This is a genomic window from Wolbachia endosymbiont (group A) of Epistrophe grossularia (assembly GCF_947251435.1).
Lineage (GTDB): Bacteria > Pseudomonadota > Alphaproteobacteria > Rickettsiales > Anaplasmataceae > Wolbachia > Wolbachia pipientis.
In genome coordinates this window covers 1,244,427-1,267,603 of record NZ_OX366363.1, presented here as the reverse complement: position 1 = coordinate 1,267,603, position 23,177 = coordinate 1,244,427, and the positions used below count along the sequence as shown (strand labels likewise).

The 23,177-nt window shown below is 37.1% G+C and carries 22 protein-coding genes and 2 pseudogenes; 11 read left to right on the top strand and 13 right to left on the bottom strand.

Features of this window, described 5'->3' with window-relative positions; all coding sequences use genetic code 11:
- Positions 1 to 120: 120 nt before the first annotated feature.
- Both tsaD and OPR28_RS06300 read right to left on the bottom strand, forming a co-directional pair.
- Positions 121 to 1,128: a tRNA (adenosine(37)-N6)-threonylcarbamoyltransferase complex transferase subunit TsaD gene (gene tsaD, locus OPR28_RS06305; RefSeq protein ID WP_265023709.1), complete on the bottom strand. Its 1,008-nt coding sequence runs from the start codon at positions 1,126 to 1,128 to the stop codon at positions 121 to 123.
- 156 nt (positions 1,129 to 1,284) lie between these two features.
- The gene (locus OPR28_RS06300; RefSeq protein WP_022626335.1) at positions 1,285 to 1,449 is read right to left on the bottom strand and encodes a hypothetical protein; all 165 of its coding nucleotides are present in this window, start codon (positions 1,447 to 1,449) and stop codon (positions 1,285 to 1,287) included.
- Between OPR28_RS06300 and OPR28_RS07175 the strand changes: the two are divergent.
- Positions 1,427 to 1,528: pseudogene (locus tag OPR28_RS07175) on the top strand (WPE palindromic element domain-containing protein); the annotation flags it as partial. The gene OPR28_RS06300 and the pseudogene OPR28_RS07175 sit on opposite strands and share 23 nt — an antisense overlap.
- 36 nt (positions 1,529 to 1,564) lie before the next feature.
- Here the strand turns inward: OPR28_RS07175 and OPR28_RS06295 are convergent.
- Both OPR28_RS06295 and OPR28_RS06290 read right to left on the bottom strand, forming a co-directional pair.
- Positions 1,565 to 2,302, bottom strand: a complete 738-nt coding sequence (locus OPR28_RS06295) for a WD_0702 family putative metalloprotease (protein ID WP_182319399.1) — start codon at positions 2,300 to 2,302, stop codon at positions 1,565 to 1,567.
- A 528-nt stretch (positions 2,303 to 2,830) separates the two neighbouring features.
- Complete coding sequence (locus tag OPR28_RS06290) at positions 2,831 to 3,967, bottom strand: cysteine desulfurase family protein (protein ID WP_265023708.1); 1,137 nt, start codon at positions 3,965 to 3,967, stop codon at positions 2,831 to 2,833.
- A 155-nt stretch (positions 3,968 to 4,122) separates the two neighbouring features.
- Between OPR28_RS06290 and OPR28_RS06285 the strand changes: the two genes are divergently transcribed.
- Positions 4,123 to 4,821, top strand: a complete 699-nt coding sequence (locus tag OPR28_RS06285) for an alpha/beta hydrolase (protein WP_265023707.1) — start codon at positions 4,123 to 4,125, stop codon at positions 4,819 to 4,821.
- A gap of 238 nt (positions 4,822 to 5,059) precedes the next feature.
- Here the strand turns inward: OPR28_RS06285 and OPR28_RS06280 are convergent, their stop codons facing one another.
- Positions 5,060 to 5,734: an ABC transporter ATP-binding protein gene (locus OPR28_RS06280; RefSeq protein ID WP_007549198.1), complete on the bottom strand. Its 675-nt coding sequence runs from the start codon at positions 5,732 to 5,734 to the stop codon at positions 5,060 to 5,062.
- 39 nt (positions 5,735 to 5,773) lie between these two features.
- Positions 5,774 to 6,235: a HesB/IscA family protein gene (locus tag OPR28_RS06275; RefSeq protein ID WP_010081891.1), complete on the bottom strand. Its 462-nt coding sequence runs from the start codon at positions 6,233 to 6,235 to the stop codon at positions 5,774 to 5,776.
- Positions 6,236 to 6,282: 47 nt separating this feature from the next.
- On the opposite strand from OPR28_RS06275, the gene OPR28_RS06270 reads away from it, so the two are divergent.
- The 3 genes and pseudogenes from OPR28_RS06270 to tnpC all read left to right on the top strand — a co-directional run bounded on the left by OPR28_RS06270 (position 6,283) and on the right by tnpC (position 10,024).
- On the top strand, positions 6,283 to 7,482 hold the full coding sequence (locus OPR28_RS06270) for a deoxyguanosinetriphosphate triphosphohydrolase (protein WP_070356885.1): 1,200 nt from the start codon (positions 6,283 to 6,285) through the stop codon (positions 7,480 to 7,482).
- Positions 7,482 to 8,564 (top strand): bifunctional diaminohydroxyphosphoribosylaminopyrimidine deaminase/5-amino-6-(5-phosphoribosylamino)uracil reductase RibD, encoded by a 1,083-nt coding sequence (ribD, locus tag OPR28_RS06265; RefSeq protein WP_265023706.1) that lies wholly within the window; start codon positions 7,482 to 7,484, stop codon positions 8,562 to 8,564. The genes OPR28_RS06270 and ribD overlap by 1 nt, the downstream gene beginning before the upstream one ends.
- Before the next feature lie 112 nt (positions 8,565 to 8,676).
- Positions 8,677 to 10,024, top strand: a pseudogene (gene tnpC / locus OPR28_RS06260) (IS66 family transposase).
- A 143-nt stretch (positions 10,025 to 10,167) separates the two neighbouring features.
- Here the strand turns inward: tnpC and rpe are convergent.
- A complete protein-coding gene (gene rpe / locus OPR28_RS06255; protein ID WP_265023705.1) occupies positions 10,168 to 10,848 on the bottom strand; it encodes a ribulose-phosphate 3-epimerase in 681 nt (226 codons plus the stop codon).
- A gap of 111 nt (positions 10,849 to 10,959) precedes the next feature.
- Positions 10,960 to 11,388 (bottom strand): zinc-ribbon domain-containing protein, encoded by a 429-nt coding sequence (locus OPR28_RS06250; RefSeq protein ID WP_182366253.1) that lies wholly within the window; start codon positions 11,386 to 11,388, stop codon positions 10,960 to 10,962.
- Between the two features lie 75 nt (positions 11,389 to 11,463).
- Between OPR28_RS06250 and dapD the strand changes: the two genes are divergently transcribed.
- On the top strand, positions 11,464 to 12,294 hold the full coding sequence (gene dapD / locus OPR28_RS06245) for a 2,3,4,5-tetrahydropyridine-2,6-dicarboxylate N-succinyltransferase (RefSeq protein WP_264339475.1): 831 nt from the start codon (positions 11,464 to 11,466) through the stop codon (positions 12,292 to 12,294).
- 6 nt (positions 12,295 to 12,300) lie between these two features.
- Here the strand turns inward: dapD and OPR28_RS06240 are convergent, their stop codons facing one another.
- Positions 12,301 to 12,585, bottom strand: coding sequence for a DUF2610 domain-containing protein (locus OPR28_RS06240; RefSeq protein WP_010962783.1), 285 nt, complete (start codon positions 12,583 to 12,585; stop codon positions 12,301 to 12,303).
- Positions 12,586 to 12,957, bottom strand: a complete 372-nt coding sequence (locus OPR28_RS06235; protein WP_022626336.1) for a hypothetical protein — start codon at positions 12,955 to 12,957, stop codon at positions 12,586 to 12,588. It lies immediately after the preceding gene.
- A 101-nt stretch (positions 12,958 to 13,058) separates the two neighbouring features.
- On the opposite strand from OPR28_RS06235, the gene OPR28_RS06230 reads away from it, so the two are divergent.
- Positions 13,059 to 14,108, top strand: coding sequence for a class I SAM-dependent methyltransferase (locus OPR28_RS06230; RefSeq protein ID WP_209473138.1), 1,050 nt, complete (start codon positions 13,059 to 13,061; stop codon positions 14,106 to 14,108).
- A gap of 256 nt (positions 14,109 to 14,364) precedes the next feature.
- On the opposite strand, the gene terL is transcribed toward OPR28_RS06230, so the two are convergent.
- The 3 genes from terL to OPR28_RS06215 all read right to left on the bottom strand — a co-directional run bounded on the left by terL (position 14,365) and on the right by OPR28_RS06215 (position 19,152).
- Entirely contained in the window at positions 14,365 to 15,816 is a 1,452-nt protein-coding gene (gene terL, locus OPR28_RS06225) for a phage terminase large subunit (RefSeq protein ID WP_265023704.1), read from the bottom strand.
- 967 nt (positions 15,817 to 16,783) lie between these two features.
- Positions 16,784 to 18,358: a penicillin-binding transpeptidase domain-containing protein gene (locus OPR28_RS06220; protein WP_209472678.1), complete on the bottom strand. Its 1,575-nt coding sequence runs from the start codon at positions 18,356 to 18,358 to the stop codon at positions 16,784 to 16,786.
- Positions 18,313 to 19,152, bottom strand: coding sequence for a polysaccharide deacetylase family protein (locus OPR28_RS06215; RefSeq protein WP_264706004.1), 840 nt, complete (start codon positions 19,150 to 19,152; stop codon positions 18,313 to 18,315). Before OPR28_RS06215 ends, OPR28_RS06220 begins: the two co-directional genes overlap by 46 nt.
- A gap of 122 nt (positions 19,153 to 19,274) precedes the next feature.
- On the opposite strand from OPR28_RS06215, the gene OPR28_RS06210 reads away from it, so the two are divergent.
- The 4 genes from OPR28_RS06210 (at position 19,275) to OPR28_RS06195 (ending at position 23,159) form a co-directional block, all read left to right on the top strand.
- Positions 19,275 to 20,783 carry a YifB family Mg chelatase-like AAA ATPase gene (locus OPR28_RS06210; RefSeq protein ID WP_095742738.1) on the top strand — a complete coding sequence of 503 codons (1,509 nt, stop codon included), beginning with the start codon at positions 19,275 to 19,277 and terminating at the stop codon, positions 20,781 to 20,783.
- A gap of 83 nt (positions 20,784 to 20,866) precedes the next feature.
- A complete protein-coding gene (locus OPR28_RS06205; RefSeq protein ID WP_264329516.1) occupies positions 20,867 to 21,316 on the top strand; it encodes a hypothetical protein in 450 nt (149 codons plus the stop codon).
- Positions 21,317 to 21,564: 248 nt separating this feature from the next.
- Positions 21,565 to 22,761 carry a cell division protein FtsZ gene (ftsZ, locus tag OPR28_RS06200; RefSeq protein ID WP_010962790.1) on the top strand — a complete coding sequence of 399 codons (1,197 nt, stop codon included), beginning with the start codon at positions 21,565 to 21,567 and terminating at the stop codon, positions 22,759 to 22,761.
- Complete coding sequence (locus OPR28_RS06195) at positions 22,761 to 23,159, top strand: EVE domain-containing protein (RefSeq protein WP_077188253.1); 399 nt, start codon at positions 22,761 to 22,763, stop codon at positions 23,157 to 23,159. Before ftsZ ends, OPR28_RS06195 begins: the two co-directional genes overlap by 1 nt.
- Positions 23,160 to 23,177 lie beyond the last annotated feature (18 nt).

Below are 23,177 nucleotides of genomic sequence, written 5' to 3'. Positions count from 1 at the left end.
GTAAAATTACCAAGGATTATGGAGAAGATATGCTGTTTTGATTTGTGTGAAAATTATTGTTGACTTATGTGCAATTAGAGAACCTAAGTCACTTTAGCTATAATTCAGAATTGAGAGCTTTTAATAACTCTCTAACTCCCACTTAGGTCTTGGTGCAAAATTGAGAGAATCTATATAGCTTTTCTGTAACATTTCAATTCCTGCCCATCCAACCATTATTGCATTATCTGTACATAGGTTGTTGGGAGGAAAAAATATGTTTAAGTTTATGTGTTGTTTTAATTTTTCTCTCAAGAAATTATTTGCTGCAACTCCGCCGGTAATCACAAAGTCATTGATTTTGATATTTAAAGATTCGGCCATAATAATCGCATTACTAACCCTGTCCAGCAGTATGTCACTAATACACTCTTGAAAAGAAGCACATACATCACACACATCTTGCTCGCTCATTTTAAGTTCTTGCACTAAGTTTTTTACTGCTGTTTTAATTCCAGAAAACGAAAAGTTACATCCAGAACGTTTTATCATTGCCCTTGGCAATTTAAATCTTGCACCATTGCCTTTTTTAGCTAACTTTTCAATTAATGGCCCTCCGGGATAGCTTAAACCCAGCATCTTAGCAACTTTATCAAATGCTTCTCCTAGTGAATCATCGAGCGTTTCTCCAAGTTTAATGTATTTACCTACATCCTGTGCAATTAAAAATTGACAGTGACCACCTGATATTAGTAGGACTAAAAATGGAAATTTTACCTCATGCAGTAACCTAATAACCAATGCATGCGCTTCTAAGTGATTCACTGCAATGAACGGTTTTTGTGCTACATGCGCAATTGCTTTAGCCATCATTGTACCAACTATTAATCCACCTATGAGTCCTGGTCCTGACGTTGCTGCAATTGCATTGAGGTCACAAAAGTTAAGGTTAGATTTTTCCACGACGCTTTTTATTAGACCACTTAAATGCTTCATATGAGCACGTGAAGCTATTTCAGGGATCACCCCACCACGTTTTTTGTGTTCTGCTTGGGAGAGAATTTCGTGAGCAAGGACTTGCTTGTCACTATTTACAATCGCTACTGCAGTTTCGTCGCAGCTTGTTTCAACAGCTAAAATGGTTTTCATGTATATTTAGTTACTGTATTACCAAAACTATACTTTGAAACGCTGTAGAAGTTAACTGCAAAATTAACTTCTATAGCTAAAAGATTTACCGACAACCGTCATTCCGCTACGTGTTAGCTGATGAGATACCGCGCACAACTGTACGAACATTCATTCTTAAAGGTAAACTGCACAGCAAATGGTGTCATTCCAGTGCTTGACACTGGAATCCAGCCTTGCCGTAATCTCATCAAGAACGTTGTGTTTTAACATAAGATCAGCCACTTTTATGCTCACCAACTTAGTGCCCAATCCAAATTCCTGGATTCCAGTGTCAAGCACTGGAATGACACCATCTACTACTCAAATTACCTGCAAATTGCAATGTTCGTACACCAAAAGAATGAATCGCGGTATGACGGTTCGCGGCGGTATGACGTCTGGCCTGCACTATAAGCTAATCATCATCTCCAAATATAGAGCTAATTTTTTTGCCCCCAGGAGAAAATTTATTAGTCCAACTGCTTTGCACTTTGGTTACGTCTTTAGTGGCAGTTTTATTGCTGTATTCCTTGATTTCCTTATCTATTCTCTCCATCATTTGTGAATCAAGGTAGCTCTTTTTCCATTGGTCAGTAGCAAGGAACACTTTGTTTAAGTCTTGAGTGCGGATTAAGTATTCTTTATCTTTAGGGTAAACCTCCTGCGCCCAAGCAAATAGCTCAAAATAGCGTGCAAATAACTCAGATGCACGTGATTTTGCAGTTTGATAAGCCTGTATCTCCTTAAATATAACTTGGCCGATAATTTTCTGCACAAGAATATTTGCTTGCTTTAGGTTCTGCTCAATATCCTGGTAAACTTTATGGAGGAATTCCTGCTCCAAATTTAAGTTCAGTTCATTTTCAACCATGTGTGAAAGTTCATGCACTATAATGTATGGGTTTGACTTCCTCAGTACAATAACATATCTATTTACACTGGAAGACCTGATTGTCTTACACACTCCCTCTTCCATATCCACTAATCCCTCTTGGTATATCTCAAACGAAAGCCTATTTTGCTTTATTAGTGACAAAGTGAGGTTTAATGTGTTTCTAAACTTCTCAAATTGATAGAGATATTCGACATACCGTATTGCATTTTCACTGCTTCCTACTTGAGTTGCTTGTTTTATTAAATTCCTGATTAGCATACCTTATTATTAAAGGAATTTTTTTTATACTCAAGAATTGATTGGCTACAAAGTGTTTTTAGGAAGCCTGATTGCATAGCTAAAGTAATTCATGTTTACTGATAACCGTCATACCGCTGCTTGTCAGCGGGATCTATGGTGAGATACCGCGAATGAATCCATAGCTGTACGAACATTCATTTTTGAAGGTAAATTGCACAGCAAATGGTGTCATTCCAGTGCTCTTTTTTTGTCATCCCAGTCTGGGATCTATTTTGCATGTAACTCCAATTGTGTTTTGGCATAAAACGCGACACGTATTAGACTTATTTGCAAGCAAAGCTTGCTAGATCCAAGTAGTCAGGGCACTGGAATGACACCATAGGGGCACTGCCGTCATAAAGGAACCAGTGTCAGCTACTTGGATGACAGCTAGCCTAACAACCGTCATCCCGCTGCTTGTTAGCGGGATCTAGAGATACCGCGGGGTTGTAAAGTAATTTTTTACATCTAATGCTCGGCCAGTGCCTGCATGATACCACGTATTATCTATACCAAGGTGTTCTGCTTGTAGATATTATACCAACAATCCACTATTTTTTTTATGTCTTGTGGTTTAGTTTCTGGACCTATACTGATTCTAATTGAACACTCTGCTTGCTCTTTTGTTGCCCCCATTGCAAGCAAAACATGGGAAGGCTCAACTTTTCCAGAAGAACATGCGGAGCCATTACTAACTGCAATATAATTCAAGTCAAAATGCATGAGCTGCACATCACTCTTTACTCCTGGCATATAAATAAAACTTGTGTTTGGCAGCCTCTTAGAGTTTTTACCGAAGATTCTTATGTCACTGGCAAGATTTAATAATTCACACTCTAATTGATCGCGTAGCTCCTTTACTTCATCCATTTTTGATAAAAGATCTGGAATATTTTGCAGTGCAGCAGAAAGGCCTGCAATTGCAACAATATTTTCCGTACCACCACGAAATCCCTTCTCTTGTCCACCACCTATTATAATAGGTTCTATCGCAAGTTCTTTATTGAATATTAAAACTCCACTGCCTGCTACACCGCCAAATTTATGGGCGGATAAAGTGAGTAAATCCACTCCTAAATCTTCCATATTAACTTTAATTTTCCCAACACTTTGAGCAGTGTCAGTGTGGCAAATTGCTCCAAATTTGTGGGCTATTTCAGCTATTTCCTCAATAGGTTGAATAACTCCGGTTTCGTTATTTGCCATCATAACTGAAACTATTGCTTTGTTTCCTTTAAGTTCGCTTAGAATTTTTTCTAGCTCTAAAAAGTCAACAATGCCCTCCTGATTAACAGGTATTATATATGGATTACATGCAGAATTAAGAATTGAAGGATGCTCTATAGCTGAAATTATATGCAGGTAGCCTGCTATTCCTCTCATAACAAGGTTATTCGCTTCAGTTGCACCAGACGTAAAAACTATTTCTTTATCACTTGAAACGCCAATAGCACCACGTACGTTATCTCTTGCATCCTGAAGAATCTTCCTCGCTTCTTGTCCTCTCTTATGTAGTGATGATGGATTGAGCGTTTGTTTTGACAAGACCTCAAATATACTTTTTTTTACATTTTCACTAATTGGAGCAGTTGCATTGTAATCAGCATATACGCAACCACTATTTTCTAAAGAGAATGGATTCATCTGTCACTTAAATAAGTTTACCATCAACTATAGCCATAACTATGTACGTTAGCTTTAACACGATAAAAAATTTATTGCAAAAACAGCGAAATTAATACATAATTAATAACTCACGTCATCAATACCTGTCAAGCGGGTTCTTATTAGGAGTTACCATGGTTGAAGTTTTTTTAAATAATGCAACAAGAAAGATAGAAGGTGAATACCACCAAAGCAAAGATGCCAACGCGCCGGTTGTGCTGGTTTTACATCATCATCCTCAATATGGTGGTAATATGGATAGTAAAATTGTACATAGTACATATACGTCTTTTATCGATAACAATTTTTCTGCATTGAAAATTAACTTTCGTGGTGTGGGAAAATCTACCGGAACTTTTGATAAGGGTATAGGAGAATTAACTGACGCTGCGGTAGCCATTGATTGGCTTCAGGAACATAATCCTAGCAATGTTCCAATTTGGATCGCTGGTTTTTCTTTTGGAGCATGGGTGGCTATGCAGCTAACAATGCGCCGCCCTGAGATAGTGGGTTTTATTGCTCTTTCTCTTCCGGTAACTAAGTACGATTTTTCTTTTCTTTCTCCCTGTCCAGTTTCTGGGCTTATAATACAAAGCAGTAATGATACAATCTCAGAAGAAAGCGATGTAACAGAATTAGCAAAAAGGTTGATAAATTCAGTAAGAAGTGATCACATGAAATACCATATGATAGATGATACTAATCACTTTCTAAAGGATAAAGAAGAGGAAGTGACTCAAATCGTGGACAATTATATAAAACTGCGCTTGAATAGTGCAACTATTTCTTTTCAAAAGGTCAAAAAAGAGGTAAGGGTAAAAGAATATGCCTAATCTTTACAAACAAGAGAAATGAGTGTAGTAATATAAATGAAAAGGTTTTGTTATGTTTAAAAAGCTATTATTTTTTGTTTTAGCTGTGTTTATGTTATCGGGGTGTTCCCTAAGTAAACAGCGTAAGTTAAAAAGTCCATGTATAAAAAGCAATGAAAGCATTTCATGCGAGTTATACTCTGTTAATGATCATTGGTTAGATAAGTATAGGGCATAGAAATTGTGCTATTTTTCCTATTCACAACTTCACTAATGATCGATCTCTCAATTGGAAAATGCAGTCTGCCTTTTCTGCAAGGAGATGATTGTGTGTTACTATAAGCATAGAGCTGTTATTTTCCTTTACGTATGAATGTAGCAGTAAAAACACCTTAAAAGAATTTGTTGGATCTAAATTTCCTGTTGGCTCATCTGCAAGTAAAAGCTTTGGAGAATTTACAATGCTTCTTGCAATTGCAACTCTCTGCCTTTCCCCACCCGAAACTTCAGATACCATGCTACTTGCTTTGTTTTCCAGACCAAATTTTTCCAACATTGCTTGCGAATTTTTTTTTGCTTCAGCTTTGCTTTTTCCTGCAATGAGTTGAGGAAGCATAATATTTTCCAACACCGATAACTCTTGTAACAAATAGTGAAATTGATAAACAAAACTAAGAAAATTTCTTCTTACATGAGTTTTATGCTTATTACTGGCTTGTGTGCAATTTATTCCATCTATCGTAACTATACCTGAAGTTGGCTTGTCCAACAAGCCTGCGATTTGCAATATAGTTGTTTTCCCTGCACCTGAATCGCCAATCAGCGCTACTACTTGCCCTCTTGTGACACTTAAGTTGATATCCTTTACAACAGCAGAATTGTTCTTGAAGCTTTTATCTACGGAAGTTAGTTCTAGTGCTACATTACCACCCATGTTTAAAAGATCCAGAAGGCATCTAAGTTTTAGTAATAATTAAACCGAAAAACTGTTACCACAACCACATTGAGACTTAGCAAAGGCATTCTTTATTTGAAAACCAGAACCACTGAGATCCTCAGTATAATCTATAACTGAGTTATTTAAAAATTTTGCTGAACAATTATCAACCATTAATACAGGGTTTCCATTTTCATCATTAATTACTATATCTTTACCTTTTTCGCTAAAACTGGAGTGGCTTCTATAGTCCTCACTTTCTTCATAGTCATCATCTTCGTCTTCGTCATCAAACTCATCATCGTAATCATCGTCTTCATCATCCAAAGATAGATTTTTATTCATTTGATCCATAAGAAAATTGTATTTGAAGCCAGAACATCCACCACCTGAAACTGCAACCCGTAAAATGGAACTCTTATCCCCTTCCTGCTCTGCAAGAGAGTGGATTTTTTTTAGTGCATTATCAGTTAAGTTGATGTTGTAATTTGTTGACATAGTAACCACCGTTTATTATTGATAACTTATTATAGTAGAAATTTTACATGTCAAACAATAATTTTCTATTAAATTATGCATGTTTTCCAAGCAAAACAAAAGGGAGATACTTCAAAGAGCCAGAAGATGAGAATCGCAGCTGCTTTCAGCGTGATAGGGACCGTATCATTCACTCTAATGCGTTTAGAAAATTGGAGTACAAAACACAAGTTTTTATCAATTATGAGCACGACTACTATCGCACTCGGCTTACTCATAGCCTTGAAGTTGCACAAATTGCAAGGTCCATTGCGCGTAGACTTGGCTTAAATGAGGATATCACTGAATGCATAGCGCTCGCACATGATCTTGGTCATCCTCCATTTGGTCATGCAGGTGAAGATGCTCTAAAGAAATCAGTTCAAGATTTGAATCTTGATAACGAGAAGTATGAGTTTGATCATAATGTTCAAGCTATAAGGATTTTAACTTACCTCGAACAAAAACATGCTGATTTTGATGGTATGAATCTAAGTTGGGAGGTGATTGAAGGAGTTGCAAAACATAACGGTCCCTTGCTTGGTCAAAACGCGGAGTCTTCTACAAATAATCAGCTGTTATTAGAATACAACAAAAAATATGATCTAAAACTTGAAGAATTTTCAAGCATTGAAGCGCAAGTTGCTTCAATTGCCGATGATATTGCTTACAGTGTTCACGATCTTGATGATGCACTCAGGGCGAATTTAGTAACCATCGAAGATTTGCTGAATGTTCCTTTAATTGAAAAAATGTTTAAAGACATAAGGAGCAGATATTCAGAATTGCCTCAGAGCAAACTCATACATGAATCACTGAGTGGAACTATAGGAACTATGATAAGTGATGTTGTTTCTCAGACTGAAAGAAATATTGAAGATCACAAAATAAAAAGCGTAGAAGACGTAAGAAGTCTAAATAAAATGCTAGTCACATTTTCACCAGAAGTTGCGAATGCTACAAAAGAAATGAAAAGATTCAACATGGAGAAAATATACAGAAGCTATAAACTGAGTAGAACGATGAACAAAGCAAAACGCATAATACAGGAACTCTTTCAATGTTTTTATGAAAACCCAGGATTACTTCCCACAGAGTGGAGCAAACTCGCTTGTGAATCTCAGCGTTCAGTAATAATATGTGACTATATCTCAGGTATGACAGATAGATTTGCTATACACGAGCACAGAAGAATTTTTGATACCTCATACGAAATGACTTCTTTCTAATGACTGATGATCATTTCATGTCAATTGCATTAAGGCTTGCAGAAAAAAATCTTGGAAATGTTGCACCAAATCCTGCTGTCGGGTGTGTTATTGTAAAAGATGGTACAATTGTTAGTGAGGGATATACAGGGATTGGTGGGCGTCCGCATGCGGAGGTAGTCGCTTTGCAAAACGCTAAAGATTCAACTCATGGCGCAACTATATATATCACTCTTGAGCCATGTTGTCATCACGGAGTCACGGGGCCTTGCACTGCAAAAATCATAAAAGCTGGCATAAAAAGAGTAGTAATTGCAACTATTGACCCAGATAGTAGAGTTTCAGGTGGAGGCATTAAAGCTCTGAAAGAAGCAGGAATTGAAGTTGAGCAAGGTATTATGCAAAAAGAAGCAGAAGAACTGAATGTCGGTTTTTTCACCACTAAAGAATTACATAGACCATTTATAGCTTGCAAAGTCGCAACAACTCTTGACGGAAAAATCGCAACATTTACAGGCGATAGCAAATGGATAACAAGTGAAAATACGAGAAACTGGGTGCATGAGCTCAGAACGAAATATGATGCAATTATGATCGGCAGCAATACTCTTATTAATGATGATCCACTCTTAACTTGCAGATTACCAGGACTCGGAAGTAGATCGCCAATAAGGCTAATTATAGATAGTCAAGGGAGATTAAAGGAAGAGCATAACATTGCAAAGACTGCAGACAAAGTAATAACTTGGGTCATCACAAATAAAGAAGTAGAGAAAAAAATAAAAAACATTAACTACTTGAAAGTCAATTCAAACGATGCAGGCAAAGCCTGCCTAAAGGACATGGCATTAAAACTTGTTTCAGAAATCGGTATAACAAGGTTATTAGTTGAAGGTGGAGGAGTGTTAATCACAGAACTATTAAAGTGTAATTTAATCAACAGGTTGATAATATGCCGCAGTGGTAAAATTTTAGGCAATGATGCCACTCCTTTTGTAGGAGATTTAGGGATTCAATTCATTAACAACTGTTATCAGTTTAAAAAAACAAAGATAATAGAGTTTAGTGAGGATATAGTTGAGGTTTGGGATAGGTCGTCATAATCCTTACATACTCAAACAGTAAAAAAAAGGTATCCGTTCAGCGGAGCGGTAAAATAAAAAGTAGACAAGGAGTGCTAAAAACATAATATCACAAGTAGTATGTGTGGTAAATATGTCTGATCTACTAGCTAGTCTTCTCAAGCTCTGTGAAAGCTTTAAAATAGAGATAGAGCAACTAAAAGCAGAGATAAAGAGGTTAGAGATAGAAAACGAAAATTTTAGATCTGAGAATAAGGCGCTAAGAATCGAAAATGCTGAATTGAAAGAAAGACTAGGTCTGAATTCACAAAATTCATCGATACCGAGCTCAAAAGAGTTATACAAGCTAAAGAAGAAAAAGAAAAAAAGTGACAGGAAAATAGGGGCACAGATTGGGCATGAAGGAAAGTATCGCCCTAAAATGGAAGCAGATGAAGTGGTGAAAATAGAGTTCTTGCGAGTGCGGAGGAGAAATTGCGATATCGAAAGAGCCATACATTCATCAAAAAGTTGATTTGCCAGAAATTAAGCCTTATGTTGTGGAATACCAATGGCCGCTGTTGCAAGTGTGGAAAAAGAAAAAGTAGCAGGCTACCAGAAGGTGTTACTGCGGATACATTTGGTCCAAAAGTTAAGTCAACAATCGCGGCGCTGAGCGGATTTTACAAGAACTCGAAAAGAGAAGTAGCAAATATTATAAAAAATATTTTCAACCTGGACATCAGTGTTGGTAGCGTGTCAAATAGCGAGGCTAGAGTTGCAGAAAAATGCCAAGAAGCATATGAGCAAATCGAGCAAGAAGTAAGTAAAAGTGAAGTTCTGCATATCGATGAAACGAGCCATTATAACAAAGGTAAACTTGGTTGGTGCTGGATGTTTGCCAGTAATACAGCAAGTTTTATAAAATTGACAGAGTCAAGAGGAATGAAGGTTTTACAAAATAGTAAGTTCTGCAATCGCAATAGCTTACGACAGGTACGCAGCATACAACTACTTTGCCGATAAGAACAGGCAAATCTGTTGGGCACATTTATCAAGAGATTTTGAAAGATTAGCACATAGTTGAAGTTAAAGTTCTGGGCTGTTACTTAAGAAACGTAGCCACTGAATTATTTGCACTAAAAAAGGCCTTGCTAAAAAATGAGATAGATGTTTTTAGATTTACCAGACGTGCCAGAAAATTGCGAAAACGTACAAGGTATTACTTGAAGCCGTTTACCTGAAGCAATTGGAGCTTCTCGAGTTGCAAAAAATATTTTGAAATCTGAAAGAATAATGTGGAATTTTTTAGATGACCCAGAAAACATTCCGCTGACAAACAAACATGCTGAACAGCAGATACGGCATTATGTCGTTTATCGCAAAAATTCATATTTTACCCAATCGAAGTGGGGAACTTGAACGGATAATTTCATTATACTTGACATGGAAACAAATGGGCTTTCCAAAACCTCTTATCTATCATCTCTCACACCGCTTAGCTGAACGGATACAACCCAAGAAAGGTTTTTCTACGTCATACCGCCGCGGTATCTCAGCATAGATTCCGCTAACGAGTAGCGGAATGACGAATTTGTTGTTTTTCAAATTGTAGGTAAACCTAAGCCACTTTAGCTATATAGGGTCACAACAATGGATTTTTAAGATAGTTTATGGCCTTCTTAATATCTTCAGCCTTGAATATCGCCGATCCCGCAACTAAAATATCTGCACCTGCTTTTATTATATCAGCTGCGTTAGAAAAGTTAATTCCACCATCTACTGAAATTTGTGTTTTAAGATTACGCTCCTGTATCATTTTTTTTATAGTAGATATCTTGTTCAACTGTGAATGAATAAATTCCTGCCCTCCAAAGCCAGGGTTGACTGTCATAATCAGCACAATATCTAGCTCATGTATTATATATTCAAGCACACTTGGGGAAGTTGAAGGAACAATTGAGACTCCAGCTTGAATCGGTTTTTTTGCATCGTTTACATCTTTGTATGACTTTATCTTTCTTATCAACCTCTCAAGGTGTATCTCTGCTTCTGCATGTACAGTGATAATATCAGCACCAGCATTTATAAAGCTTTCAATGTGGTTACCAGGAGATTTGACCATTAAATGCACATCAAAAGGAAGATTGCTATATTTACGTATTGCAGAGACAACGCTAGGACCAATTGTAATATTTGGAACGAAATTCCCATCCATAACGTCTATGTGTATGTAATCTACACCTAAATCGCTAATTTTTCTTACTTCTTCCCCTAATTTTGCAAAATCTGCTGAAAGTATAGAAGGTGCAATTTTAATACTCATGAGCTGCCTTTTTTGCTAAAAAATAACTTATTTTTAAAACTCTGTCACCCTAAGCACCATCTGAGTAGCTATAGAAACTGAATACCGATACCGGCGACGGCTTATGCCTATTTAACTAGATCTTAAATTAGATAAAAAAAGGTAGTCTTGATAAAACTTATTTACAGCAAGTTTTTTTACATTTGGACTTTCTGTTTGTTCTTTTTTGTACCCTAATTTATAGCTTATTGAATCCTTGTATAAACTGATCGTTTTGTATGCTTTGTTCATCTCTCTAGGAAAGATGCCATTAGCTATTACGACGCATAACCCCGTAGCTGTTGCAAAAGCTAGAGTGGTAAATGCTAGATTTTGTAAAAAATTTCTTCCACTAACTTTTTTTTCCTGTATATTAGCAGAGTGCTGTTTGTTTGACACTTCTTCTAGATATTCATGCCATATGTGATTGCAGTTCGTACATTTTACCTTTCTTCCAGACGCGCCAATTTGCTTAGGAGATACTAAGTAAGTTTTAGTACAACTATTACATTGTATTTTCATAGCACTTACATATAAAGTAGTAACAAGCTCAAATGATACAGAGCTACAAATTTAATATCAATATATATATAACAAATGGAAGGTTTGCAACTAAAAAAAACACAGAGTGAGATAAAAGATATTTGGAAAAATAGAGAAAAATTTAATGACTGTAATCTAAAGAAAACAGCAAGAATAGCAATTAAAGAGGTAATTGAGCTCCTTGATAGTGGCAAAATTAGAGTAGCAGAAAAGCTATCAAGTGGAGAATGGGTAGTACATAAGTGGATAAAGCAAGCAATATTATTACATTTTCTCACTGAAGAAAGCAAAATAATAGACAATACCAATTGCTGGTTTGATAAGATCGGTAACAAGTTTAGTGAATGGAATGAGGAGAAATTTCGCCGGTTAAAAATTAGAGCAGTTCCTGGGTGTTTTGTTCGCCGATCTGCTTATATAGGTACAAATGTTGTTCTAATGCCAAGTTTTATCAACGTTGGTGCATATGTTGATTCAGGAACAATGATAGATACCTGGTCAACGATTGGTAGCTGTGCGCAAATAGGAAAAAACTGTCATATTTCCGGTGGAGTGGGAATAGGTGGAGTTCTTGAGCCTATTCAAGCTTCACCTGTCATTATAGAAGATAATTGCTTTATTGGAGCACGTAGCGAAGTGGCCGAGGGTGTGGTAGTGAGAGAAGGATCAGTCCTTGGCATAGGTGTGTTTATTGGGGCATCAACAAAGATTATTGATAGAGAAACTAGCAAGGTATTTTACGGCGAAGTGCCACCTTATTCTGTAGTGGTACCAGGGTCTATTCCATCGAAAAATAACATTTCAACCTATTGTGCAGTCATAGTAAAAAAAGTGGATGAAAAGACGAGATCGAAAATCTCTATAAATGAAATATTGAGGGATTAAACTATCTTACTCCTTGTCGTCACTTTTTTTATCATTATTACTAACCACAGTAATGGCATACGCGCATAACTCTGAGAAAGAGACTCCATTTTCTTGAGATAGTTTATATAATTTTTGTAGACTTTCTTTTACTTTATTAGGAATATTCCCTCCACGTTCTTTTACAAGCCAGGAATCTTGATGATGAATTGGATGAGCATCACTTTTTGGATTTCCTATGTATATTGCAAAAGGTGAACTTTGTCCTTTGAAGTCACATTGTACAGTAAATTTTTTTATAGATTCAGCCATCTAAAGACCTCTACTTTTCTTTTTGGTCGATTTTATAGCAGGTGGAAGAGGTGGTTTCTTTATAAAATCTTGTCTATTGACAACACTTTCTCTACCTTCCAAAGCTCGGCGAACATCAGCTCTGCTTAATTGCGACTCTTTTGCTACCTTCATTCCATGCTTTGCCATAATATTAGCACATGCTAGTACTTTTTTTACCAATTCTAGATCACCATTTAGCATTTGAACTAGCACTTGAAACACTTCCGCTAAAGTTAGCCCATCAGCATTTATAACCTTGTTTTCTATAAAATTGACAGCTTCTTCAAATTTGTATTCAATACTATCATCTTGAGGTATAAGGGCAACATAATCGGTGTTTTTGTCGTCCATAACTGAAGCACTATTACTCACAAACTTAAGTTTATACTATATATATAAATACTCTACTATTTTATATTATGGCACGCTATAGTTAAACATTTATTAATAACATGCTCACTTATATACACGAATTAATTGACAAAAGTCAAGGATCAATATCCATCAGTGATTTCATGAATGCCGTTTTGTACCATGAAAAATACGGCTATTATACAAGTAAATTACCGCTTGGTAAGGATGGTGATTTTACTACCGCACCTGAGATCAGCCAATTATTTGGTGAAGTAATTGCAGTTTGGATAATGCATACATGGGAAAAATTAGGAAAGCCATCAAAATTTTCTCTAGTTGAACTTGGGCCAGGCAAAGGAACACTCATTCACGATATAATAAGAGTCACTAAAAAATACAGCAGCTTTTTTAATTCAATGTTGATCCACTTAGTTGAAATAAGCCCTACTTTACAGAAGATACAAAAGGAAAAATTAAAGGGTTTAGGTATTAATTGGCACAAAAATATTGACAACCTACCAGAACAACCAACCATTTTTTTAGCAAATGAGTTCTTTGACGCTCTTCCGATAGATCAGTTTGTATATCATGATGAGGGGTGGTATGAAAATATGGTGACAAAACAAGATGATGGCAGTCTCTTGGTGTCATGCCAGTGCGTGACACTGGAATCCAGAAAAAAAGAATCATGGATTCCAGTGTCAGCTACTCAGATGACAAATGGAAAATTTTTTAATGGTGCAGTGGTGGAAATATGTTCAGTTGGGGTTGAAATATTAAAAAAACTTGAGAAGAAGATATATAATAATAAAGGAGCTGCTTTGATTGTAGATTACGGTTATGTATACCCCGCATATAAGAGCACTTTGCAATCGATAAAACAACATAAGTATGCTAATTTTCTTGAGAATGTTGGTAATAGTGATATTACCGCACTTGTGAACTTTCAAGCGTTAAGAGATCCATTAAAGCATGTAGATTGTGAGATTTTAACTCAAAGGGAATTTTTATATCTTTTTGGCATAAAAGAAAGAACCCAGGCTTTAATGAAAAGCGCAAGTGATGAACAAAAGAATAGGATCTTTAGTGAATTCTTAAGGTTGACTGAAAATATGGGCACTCTTTTTAAAGCAATGCTATTGATATAGCTAACCCAAGAAAGGTTTCCCTACATCATACCGCCGCGATATCTCAGCATAGATTCCGCTAACGAGTAGCGGAATGACGAGCTTATTGTCATGCCGCCGCGAACCGTCATACCGCCGCGGTATCTCAGCCGCTAACAAGTAGCGGAATGACAACAATCCTACGTCATACCGCCGCGGCGCTAACAAGAGATCCCGCTAACAAGCAGCGGGATGACGGTTGTCTCCTAGCTGTCATCCCAGTACTGGTAGACTCAAATCACAATGCTCGTATAGCTGCAACCCTGGAGGTACTGTTTCTCACCCACTGCAAATATTGCACGGTACTGTCCACTTGGTCGTCGTGGCGCGTTTCAGGAAACATTAAAATCTCATACTCAAAATCGTTCAGCCATACTGCTTGATGTGGCAGAAAAACCTTGCCAGACTCTATAATCGGAACAATTTGATGAAATCGAGTGAGCTTGTCATCATGTGGCACTATTTCAATAATCGGTAAATCACTGTTTGTCTTTAGCTCTTGCACCAATTGCTGACCACTCGTTTTTGCTTCAATCAAAATTGCGTGTGGTGACCATCTTGCAGCTAGTGACAAAACCTGTTCTTTAAGCTTTGGATACTCAAGCTTTGCGCGATATACGTCGAGTAAATAGAATTTATTATCTATTTTTGCCCAGGTGGTGCAGACACTAAAGTTGCTCATGTTACTTGTTGAAACCGCAGTATCCCAACTTTGTGTTATATGCGAGAGATTATCAGGAAATTTTTTATAGCGTTTCAACCACTCTGGTTTAATTATACCACTTGAAAGCGGCAGAGGGTTTTGTTGATATTGAGCAGCAAAAGCGTAACTCCCAAGTTCAGCTTTTATTATCTCAACTTCTTCTTTTCCTCCATCGAGGGGATATAGCAACTGACCTTCTTCTCTTGAATATAATATCCTTACAGGTGACGCTGGTTTATTATATAATCGCCTGGTCGCACAGTGCTGAGCTACTCGGATGACAGGAACGGGAGGCATTGGCTTTTTGATTGAATAAATAACCTGCTTATTTTCAGAAATCATTGGCAAACAAATATGATGCCATATGTTTTTTGGCTTGGAGAGAAGGTGTCCAGTTAAGTCCTCCTGGTGTAGCCTGTGCATTACAAGAACGATGACTCCTTTTTTTCTATCGTTCAGCCTGGTTACTAAAGTCTGATCAAACCAGTTTGTGGCACGCTTTCTAAGCGTTTCACTCAAAGCTTGAGCAGAACTGAGCGGATCGTCCACAATGATAAAATCACCACCTTCACCAGTTAGTGTTCCACCAACTGATGTTGCGATTCTGTATCCTCTCTGCACTGTTTGAAATTTATATTTTGTATTCTGGTCTTTGGATAGTTCTATCTCTGGAAATAGCGCTCTATACCAACTAGACTGCATCACGCACCTGGTGTCGAGCGAGTGCTTTTCGCTGAGCCGCTGAGAATAACTTGCAACTATTATTCTCGCAGTTGGTTGGTTTCCCAGTATCCATGCGGGCCACGCAACGCTTATGCACATGGACTTCATCGAGCGCGGAGGCATATTGAATATTATTCGTTTCACTTCACCAGCGCTCGCTGCTTCCAGCCTATCTGCTATGACTTTTATATACTGATAATCGTTATACTCACACCCCGGCACTACCGTTTGAAAGCACAGTTCAATGAATTTTAGAAAGTTCATGATATAATGTTGAAACCAACGCGTGACGCTGGGATGACAAAAAAAGGAGCACTGGAATGACACCCTACTTAACCGTCATACCGCGATTCATTCGCGGTATCTCTTAACATAGATCCCGCTAACAAGCAGCGGGATGACGAATTACTTAACCATCATCTACACCGTCATACCACGATTCATTCGCGGTATCTCTTAACATAGATCCCCTACTATACCTTAACATAGATCCCGCTAACAAGCAGCGGGATGACGAATTACTTAACCATCATTACACCGTCATACCGCGATTCATTCGCGGTATCTCTTAACATAGATCCCCCTACTATACCTTAACATAGATCCCGCTAACAAGCAGCGGGATGACGAATTACTTAACCATCATCTACACCGTCATACCGCGATTCATTCGCGGTATCTCAAAGCATAGATCCCGCTAACACGTAGCGGGATGACGGTTGTTGTTTAGCTATAAATATTAAGAAATTTACCAAATGAAAAAAAAGGCAAAAGAAACCCTGGGGTTATTATCCGCTTTAAAATATTGGCGTTTTTTATGTTTTAAACGCTTGACAAGCGAGATTCAGCCGCTTTTAATTGCAACTAACTTACGCTGCAAATGTTTAAGAAATTTACTAAGCAGAAAAAAAGACAAAGAATCCCCGAGTTAGCTAGTCTTTTACTATCTCTGTCGAGTATTGGCATTTTTTGATGTCTTGTAACGCTTTATAAGCGCGTTCAGCTTATTTAGATAAAAATCTAGATGTAGATGAAGTTTTGTAAAGACATACAGTATCTATATACTGCAAAAAATTGAACATAAGACGCCGATACATTAAGTAATCCTTACCTTTTAATCTGCAGATTGGCGAAAGCAAATACAATAGCTTCACTATCATGATAAGGGCGCTGGCGAAGGGTGTCAAGTAAGTTTTTTCGTTTCTATTCCCAATAAAAGTTTGTTATATGGTTATGCAAGAAGTTTAATACTCATAGTTTCAAGCATATACTGAAATATTTCATTAGCTATAGCAACATCTTGGCGTGGGGCTTTGCCGTGTTCTATAAACACAGAGATTGCATAGCGCGGGTTATGGTAAGGGCCATAGGCGATAAATAACTTATGACTTTCGCCCTTAGAGTTTATTTCTGGTGTACCGGTTTTGCCAGCAATTTGTATACCGCTTAGCCCTTTCTTATAGGTTCCAGTTTTAGAATTCACCACATCAAACATAGCTTTTCGAACTATGCTAAGATGCTCACAATCCACATCAATATCGGGAAAATCTTGTATCGTTTCATTCATCTTAATGCGGGGAATTACCTCTTTTCCTGTTGCAATCCTCGCTGCAAGAACTGCAAGCTGTAGTGGTGTTGTAAGCATATACCCTTGTCCTATAACTAAGTTGATAGTGTCACCTAAATACCACTGCGAATATAGCTTTCGTGTACGCCAATCTCTATCTGGCAACAACCCTGGAGCTTCTTCTTTAAACGTTCCAATCAGTGGCCCACTTCCAATACCAAATTTTCTGGCCATTTCTACCAGAGAGTCTACACTTATTTTTTTCCCTATATTATAAAAGTAAGTGTTGCATGATAATGCCATTGCCTCATTTAAAGATACATACCCATGGACTTTGCTTTTCAGACAACGAAATTTCCGCTCACCTATTTTCATATAGCCCTTGCACGAGAATTTCTCTTCTGGTGTTATTATCCCGTCTTTTAAACCCGCAAGCGCAACTATTACTTTAAATATTGAACCAGGTGGAATTTGATATGATAACGCACGATTCACAAGCGGTAATGAAGGAGCATTCAAGCTCTCCCAAGTCTCATTTGATAGCCTGCTAGCAAAAAGATTATTATCGTAAGAAGGTGAATTATATAATGCTAAAATTTCTCCATTATTTACATCAATTACCACTGCGGAGCCTTGGTGATCTTTAAATACCTCTGCGGTTTTCTCTTGCAGATTAATATCAATTGTCAGTTGTACATCTTGTCCGTCTTGTTGTGGTATGCTTGATAATTCTTTTATGACGCGTTTTTTAGAATTTATTTCCTGCTCAGATTTTCCTGACTTGCCTTTCAATATATGATCATATGTATATTCAATACCGCTGATTCCTACTTCGCTTATGCCTTGCTGTCTTTTTGTATATCCGATTACATGAGAACACATTGAACCAAACGGGTAATAACGTTTATAAAGAGCAGTTATTTTTTCTGACGATTTTGCTATTTTAGACTCGACTTCTGATAATGTCTGCAAATCAACTTCCTTACCAGAACCATCAAACAAAACAACATACGAAATTTTGTTCATCGCAAGTTCAATGCTATTCCTATCTAAAATTTTGCCCCGCTTAGGCATAATAGTAGCAACTCTTATTCTATTACTATTAGATAGTGCTTCGTACTTTTGTCTGTTTCGTATTTGTAAATTATATAACCTGCAACTAAAAACCGCAGAAATGGTAAGCTGAATACCACCTAATATGAATGCTCTGCGGTTAAAGACTTTGTTTTTTGTCCACATAACATTCCTTCAAAACGCACTTTTTTCCCCTCTTTTATTGTTACACTTCTGGCTTTTACCGTATTACAAACCCTTTTTTCCCACTCACTTAAGGTCACAAACTTATAACCTGATTTTTTTAGTATTTTAATAATATGAGGTAAAGCTTCAATTGTGTTTGACCTGTTATTGTGATCATGAAACAGTATAACTGCTCCATTATGTACATTACTTAAAACTCTTTCAACTAAAGTTTCTGGCTTATCACCTTGCCAATCTAGCGAATCAACTGTCCATAATATTGAATACATATTTAATTGATCAGTATTTTCAATCAGATTATCGTCATAACATCCATATGGCGGACGAAACCATTTTACATCTTGTTTTATTGCATTTTTAATTGCTGTATTTGTCTTTTCCAATTCTTGCAATTGTTCCTCACTTGAAAGTGATGTCAACTTCCTATGCGACCAAGAGTGATTGCCTAACTCATGACCTGATTCATGAATTTTCTTTACTATTTCAGACGTTTTTTCATTTATACGTTCACCAAGCACAAAAAATGTTGCTTTTGCTTCATAGCTTTCCAGAACATTAATAATATCGTTTACTCTATTGTTAGACGGTCCATCATCAAACGTAAGCGCAACAAACTTATCGTCGTTATTCAATAATTTTTTTATATTACTTAAATTTCTATATGATAGATCTAGATTACAACTGAGCCCACAGTATGGTAAATTAAAATTACAATCACTACAAAAAGCCGTACTTGAATATAGTAAGAAAAAAGTGATTATCCTTATAAACATTTGTAATCAGCAAAGTGATAGAATACTACACTTTTTTGCTAAGTTAAGCCATCTTTAATTGCTGTAGCCTTTACTTCATCGCTTCTTTAATATATTGTATTAACAATTTTATATAATATATTATGATTGCAAATATAAATACCGTTGCGCTTCAGGGAATTAGCACAGTAAATGTCAATGCACAAATTCATATGGCAAATGGTATTCCAGCTTTTAATATTGTTGGATTGCCAGATAAAACTGTTGCGGAATCCAAAGAACGCATCAGAGCAGCGTTAAATTCAATCAATCTACTACTACCTCCAAAAAGAATTACAGTTAATCTCTCCCCTGCGGATTTACTGAAAGAAGGTAGTCATTATGACTTGGCTATTGCTATTGGACTACTTGTTGTAATGAATGTGATACCAGTTGAAAAAGTTCAGTCTTATATCATTATGGGTGAGCTTGCCCTTGATGGCAGAGTTATTCCAGTTTCAGGAGTGCTGCCAACAGCGATCAATGCAAAACAGGCAAATAAAGGAGTAATTTGCCCAAGGGGAAATGGAGTAGAGGCTTCATGGGTAAAGAATGTTTCAATTCTAGCTATAGAGAAATTAACTGATATTATCAGACACTTTAAGGGTGAGCAATTAATTCAGCCAGTAATTTTTAAATATAGTGATGCACCCAAAGAAAAAAGATTGGTTCCCGATATGAAGGATATTAAAGGCCAAGTTGTTGCAAAAAGAGCAGCTGAAATTGCAGCAGCAGGTGGGCATAATATGCTTCTTGTTGGCCCTCCTGGTACTGGAAAATCAATGCTTGCTAAGCGCTTTATAGGATTGCTGCCTGATTTAACCGAACAGGAGATGATTGATGTTAATATTATTTCCAGCATAACAAAAACTGGTAATGAAATATTCAAAGTAACTCGCCCCTTTCGTGAACCTCATCACTCATGTTCCATGCCAGCAATGATAGGAGGAGGAAAGAATGCAAAACCCGGAGAAATTACCATGGCTCACAATGGCGTGTTATTTCTTGATGAGCTACCTGAATTTCCAAGACTCGTGCTTGATTCTCTGCGCCAACCACTTGAAGATAGAAAAGTTACCGTTGCAAGGGCAAATGCTCACATAACCTACCCTGCCAATTTTCAACTGATAGCTGCAATGAACCCTTGCAGGTGCGGTTATTTAGGTGATGCAAGCAGATCGTGCAACAAAGCTCCAAAGTGTGGCACAGATTACAAAAACAAAATATCAGGCCCATTGCTTGATAGAATAGACATATGCATTGAAATGCCAAACGTTAGCATACTCTCTCCTGAAATCTCTGTGGAGGGAGAAAGTACTAAAATTATAAGAGAAAGAGTGATAGCAGCAAGAAAAGTTCAAACTGAGCGCTATAGTGAATTAAATATTCGTTGCAATTCAGAAGTAAGCGGTGAAGCATTTAATAAATTTACTGAACCAGATCAGGCAGGGTTAGAATTGCTAAAATACGTACTGAAAGAAAATTACATTTCCAATCGAGGCTACACACGCGTATTAAAAGTTGCAAGAACTATTGCAGATCTTGCAAAAAGTGAAGAAGTAAAAAGAGCACACATTGCTGAAGCGCTCAATTACAGAATAAAGGTATATTAAAAAATTAGTTTACTTGACAGGCAATTTTTTTTACTATATGCTTCCTTAATGAAATTTTAACATTCTATTTAAGGAGTAGAGTTATGGCATTAACAAATTATGAGTATAGAAAAGAGGATGGCATTTTTCATGCTATTTCAGAAGGATATATACAAGCTGAAAAATACTGGGGAATTCCTGGTGCTGCTGGTGGAGCTGGTCAGTACGCTATGCATAATAAAGGGAGAACAGCATTATTTCCGCTTGCAGTTGCAAGTGTTGTCTTTACAGCAATGCATATGAAAGCAGGCTTTGTTAGTGCAGCAGAAGCTTCTGGGTTTCTTGCTAAGACTGCCAGTTACTTTGTTGGAACAAATCAAGCAATAGCTGCTTCATTACCTGGATTTATCGGAACAGGTGTTGCTGGTCAGATAGTTGCGGGTGCCATAATGGCAATTGCTGCAGTTGCTGCTGTTTATGGGACATATCAAGTTGCCTCAAAATTAAAAGATGTTGCAGTTGAAGCATTGAAAGGGAAAGATCAGACAATATAATAATCTTCAACAAAATAAAAAGGGATAGGTTTCTGTCCCTTTTTATAAACGTTTTCTATTTTTTGCATCGGTTAAGTGATGTCATCTAAGAATCTAGTTATTATAATTAACGGCACTTATTAGTATAAATGTTAAGAATAAGTAAATCCCGTTTACTATTTACGCCTATAGAAGTGAAAAGTATTTGCATATTATTAAAAAAGCGGTAACTTATTATCAAGTGAATTCGCTAAATTTGAGTAATTTAAATGTCTATTGATCTTAGTCTGCCGGAGTTGCCTATATTACACCCAAGGATTACCGTTGTGGGAGTGGGTGGTGCTGGTGGAAATGCTGTGAATAACATGATCCAATCTAATTTGCAAGGAGTGAATTTTGTTGTCGCAAATACCGATGCTCAAGCACTAGAAAAGTCGTTATGTGATAAAAAAATTCAGCTTGGCATTAATTTAACTAAGGGGCTTGGTGCTGGTGCTTTGCCTGATGTTGGCAAAGGTGCAGCAGAAGAGTCAATTGATGAGATTATGGAGCATATAAAAGATAGTCATATGCTTTTCATCACAGCAGGAATGGGCGGTGGTACTGGAACCGGTGCAGCACCGGTAATTGCAAAAGCAGCCAGAGAAGCAAGAGCCGCAGTTAAGGATAGAGCGCCAAAAGAAAAAAAGATATTGACTGTTGGAGTTGTAACTAAACCGTTCGGTTTTGAAGGTGTGCGCCGTATGCGCATTGCAGAGCTTGGACTTGAAGAACTGCAAAAATACGTGGATACACTTATTGTCATTCCAAATCAGAATTTATTTAGAATTGCAAATGAAAAAACTACATTTTCTGATGCATTTAAACTTGCTGATAATGTTCTGCACATTGGCATCAGAGGAGTAACTGACTTGATGGTCATGCCAGGGCTTATCAATCTTGACTTCGCTGATATAGAAACAGTAATGAGCGAGATGGGCAAAGCGATGATCGGCACCGGAGAGGCAGAAGGAGAAGATAGAGCAATTAGTGCTGCAGAGGCTGCAATATCTAATCCATTGCTTGATAATGTATCAATGAAAGGTGCGCAAGGAATATTAATTAACATTACTGGTGGCGGAGATATGACTCTGTTTGAAGTTGATGCTGCAGCCAATAGAGTGCGTGAAGAAGTAGATGAAAATGCAAATATAATATTTGGTGCTACTTTTGATCAAGCGATGGAGGGAAGAGTTAGAGTTTCTGTTCTTGCAACTGGCATTGATGGTCGCAATAATAAATCAGAAACTTCACCTATAAGTCAGAGCGAAGACTCAGAGAAAGAGAAATTTAAGTGGCCATATAGTCAAAGTGAAAGTACACAAGACAAAACACTGGAAACAAAACCAGCTGAACAGGTAAGCGAAGGAGCTAAGTGGGGCAGCAATATCTATGATATACCAGCTTACTTAAGAAGAAAAAAATAATGCAATTTTGGCTACTCAAGTCAGAGCCAAGTGAATACTCATGGCAAAAAATGGAAAAGGATCAGGTAGTTGAGTGGGATGGTGTGCGCAATTATCAAGCTCAAAATTACATGAAAATTATGAAAGCAAGCGATCTTGCGTTTTTTTATCATACAGGTAAAGAGAAAGCAATACTTGGAATCGTTGAAGTATTTAAAGAGTATTATCATGTTAATGATCCCAAGTTCGGATTAGTGAATGTAAAGTTTTTGAAACCTTTAAATAACCAAGTAACGTTAAATAATATAAAACAAAACCCACTTTTGAAAAATATGACTATATTAAAACAACCACGTTTATCAATTGCCCCAGTTTCGGAAATTGAATGGAATGAAATAATAAGGATGAGTGATGTGTAATACCTGTCATTTCAGTTC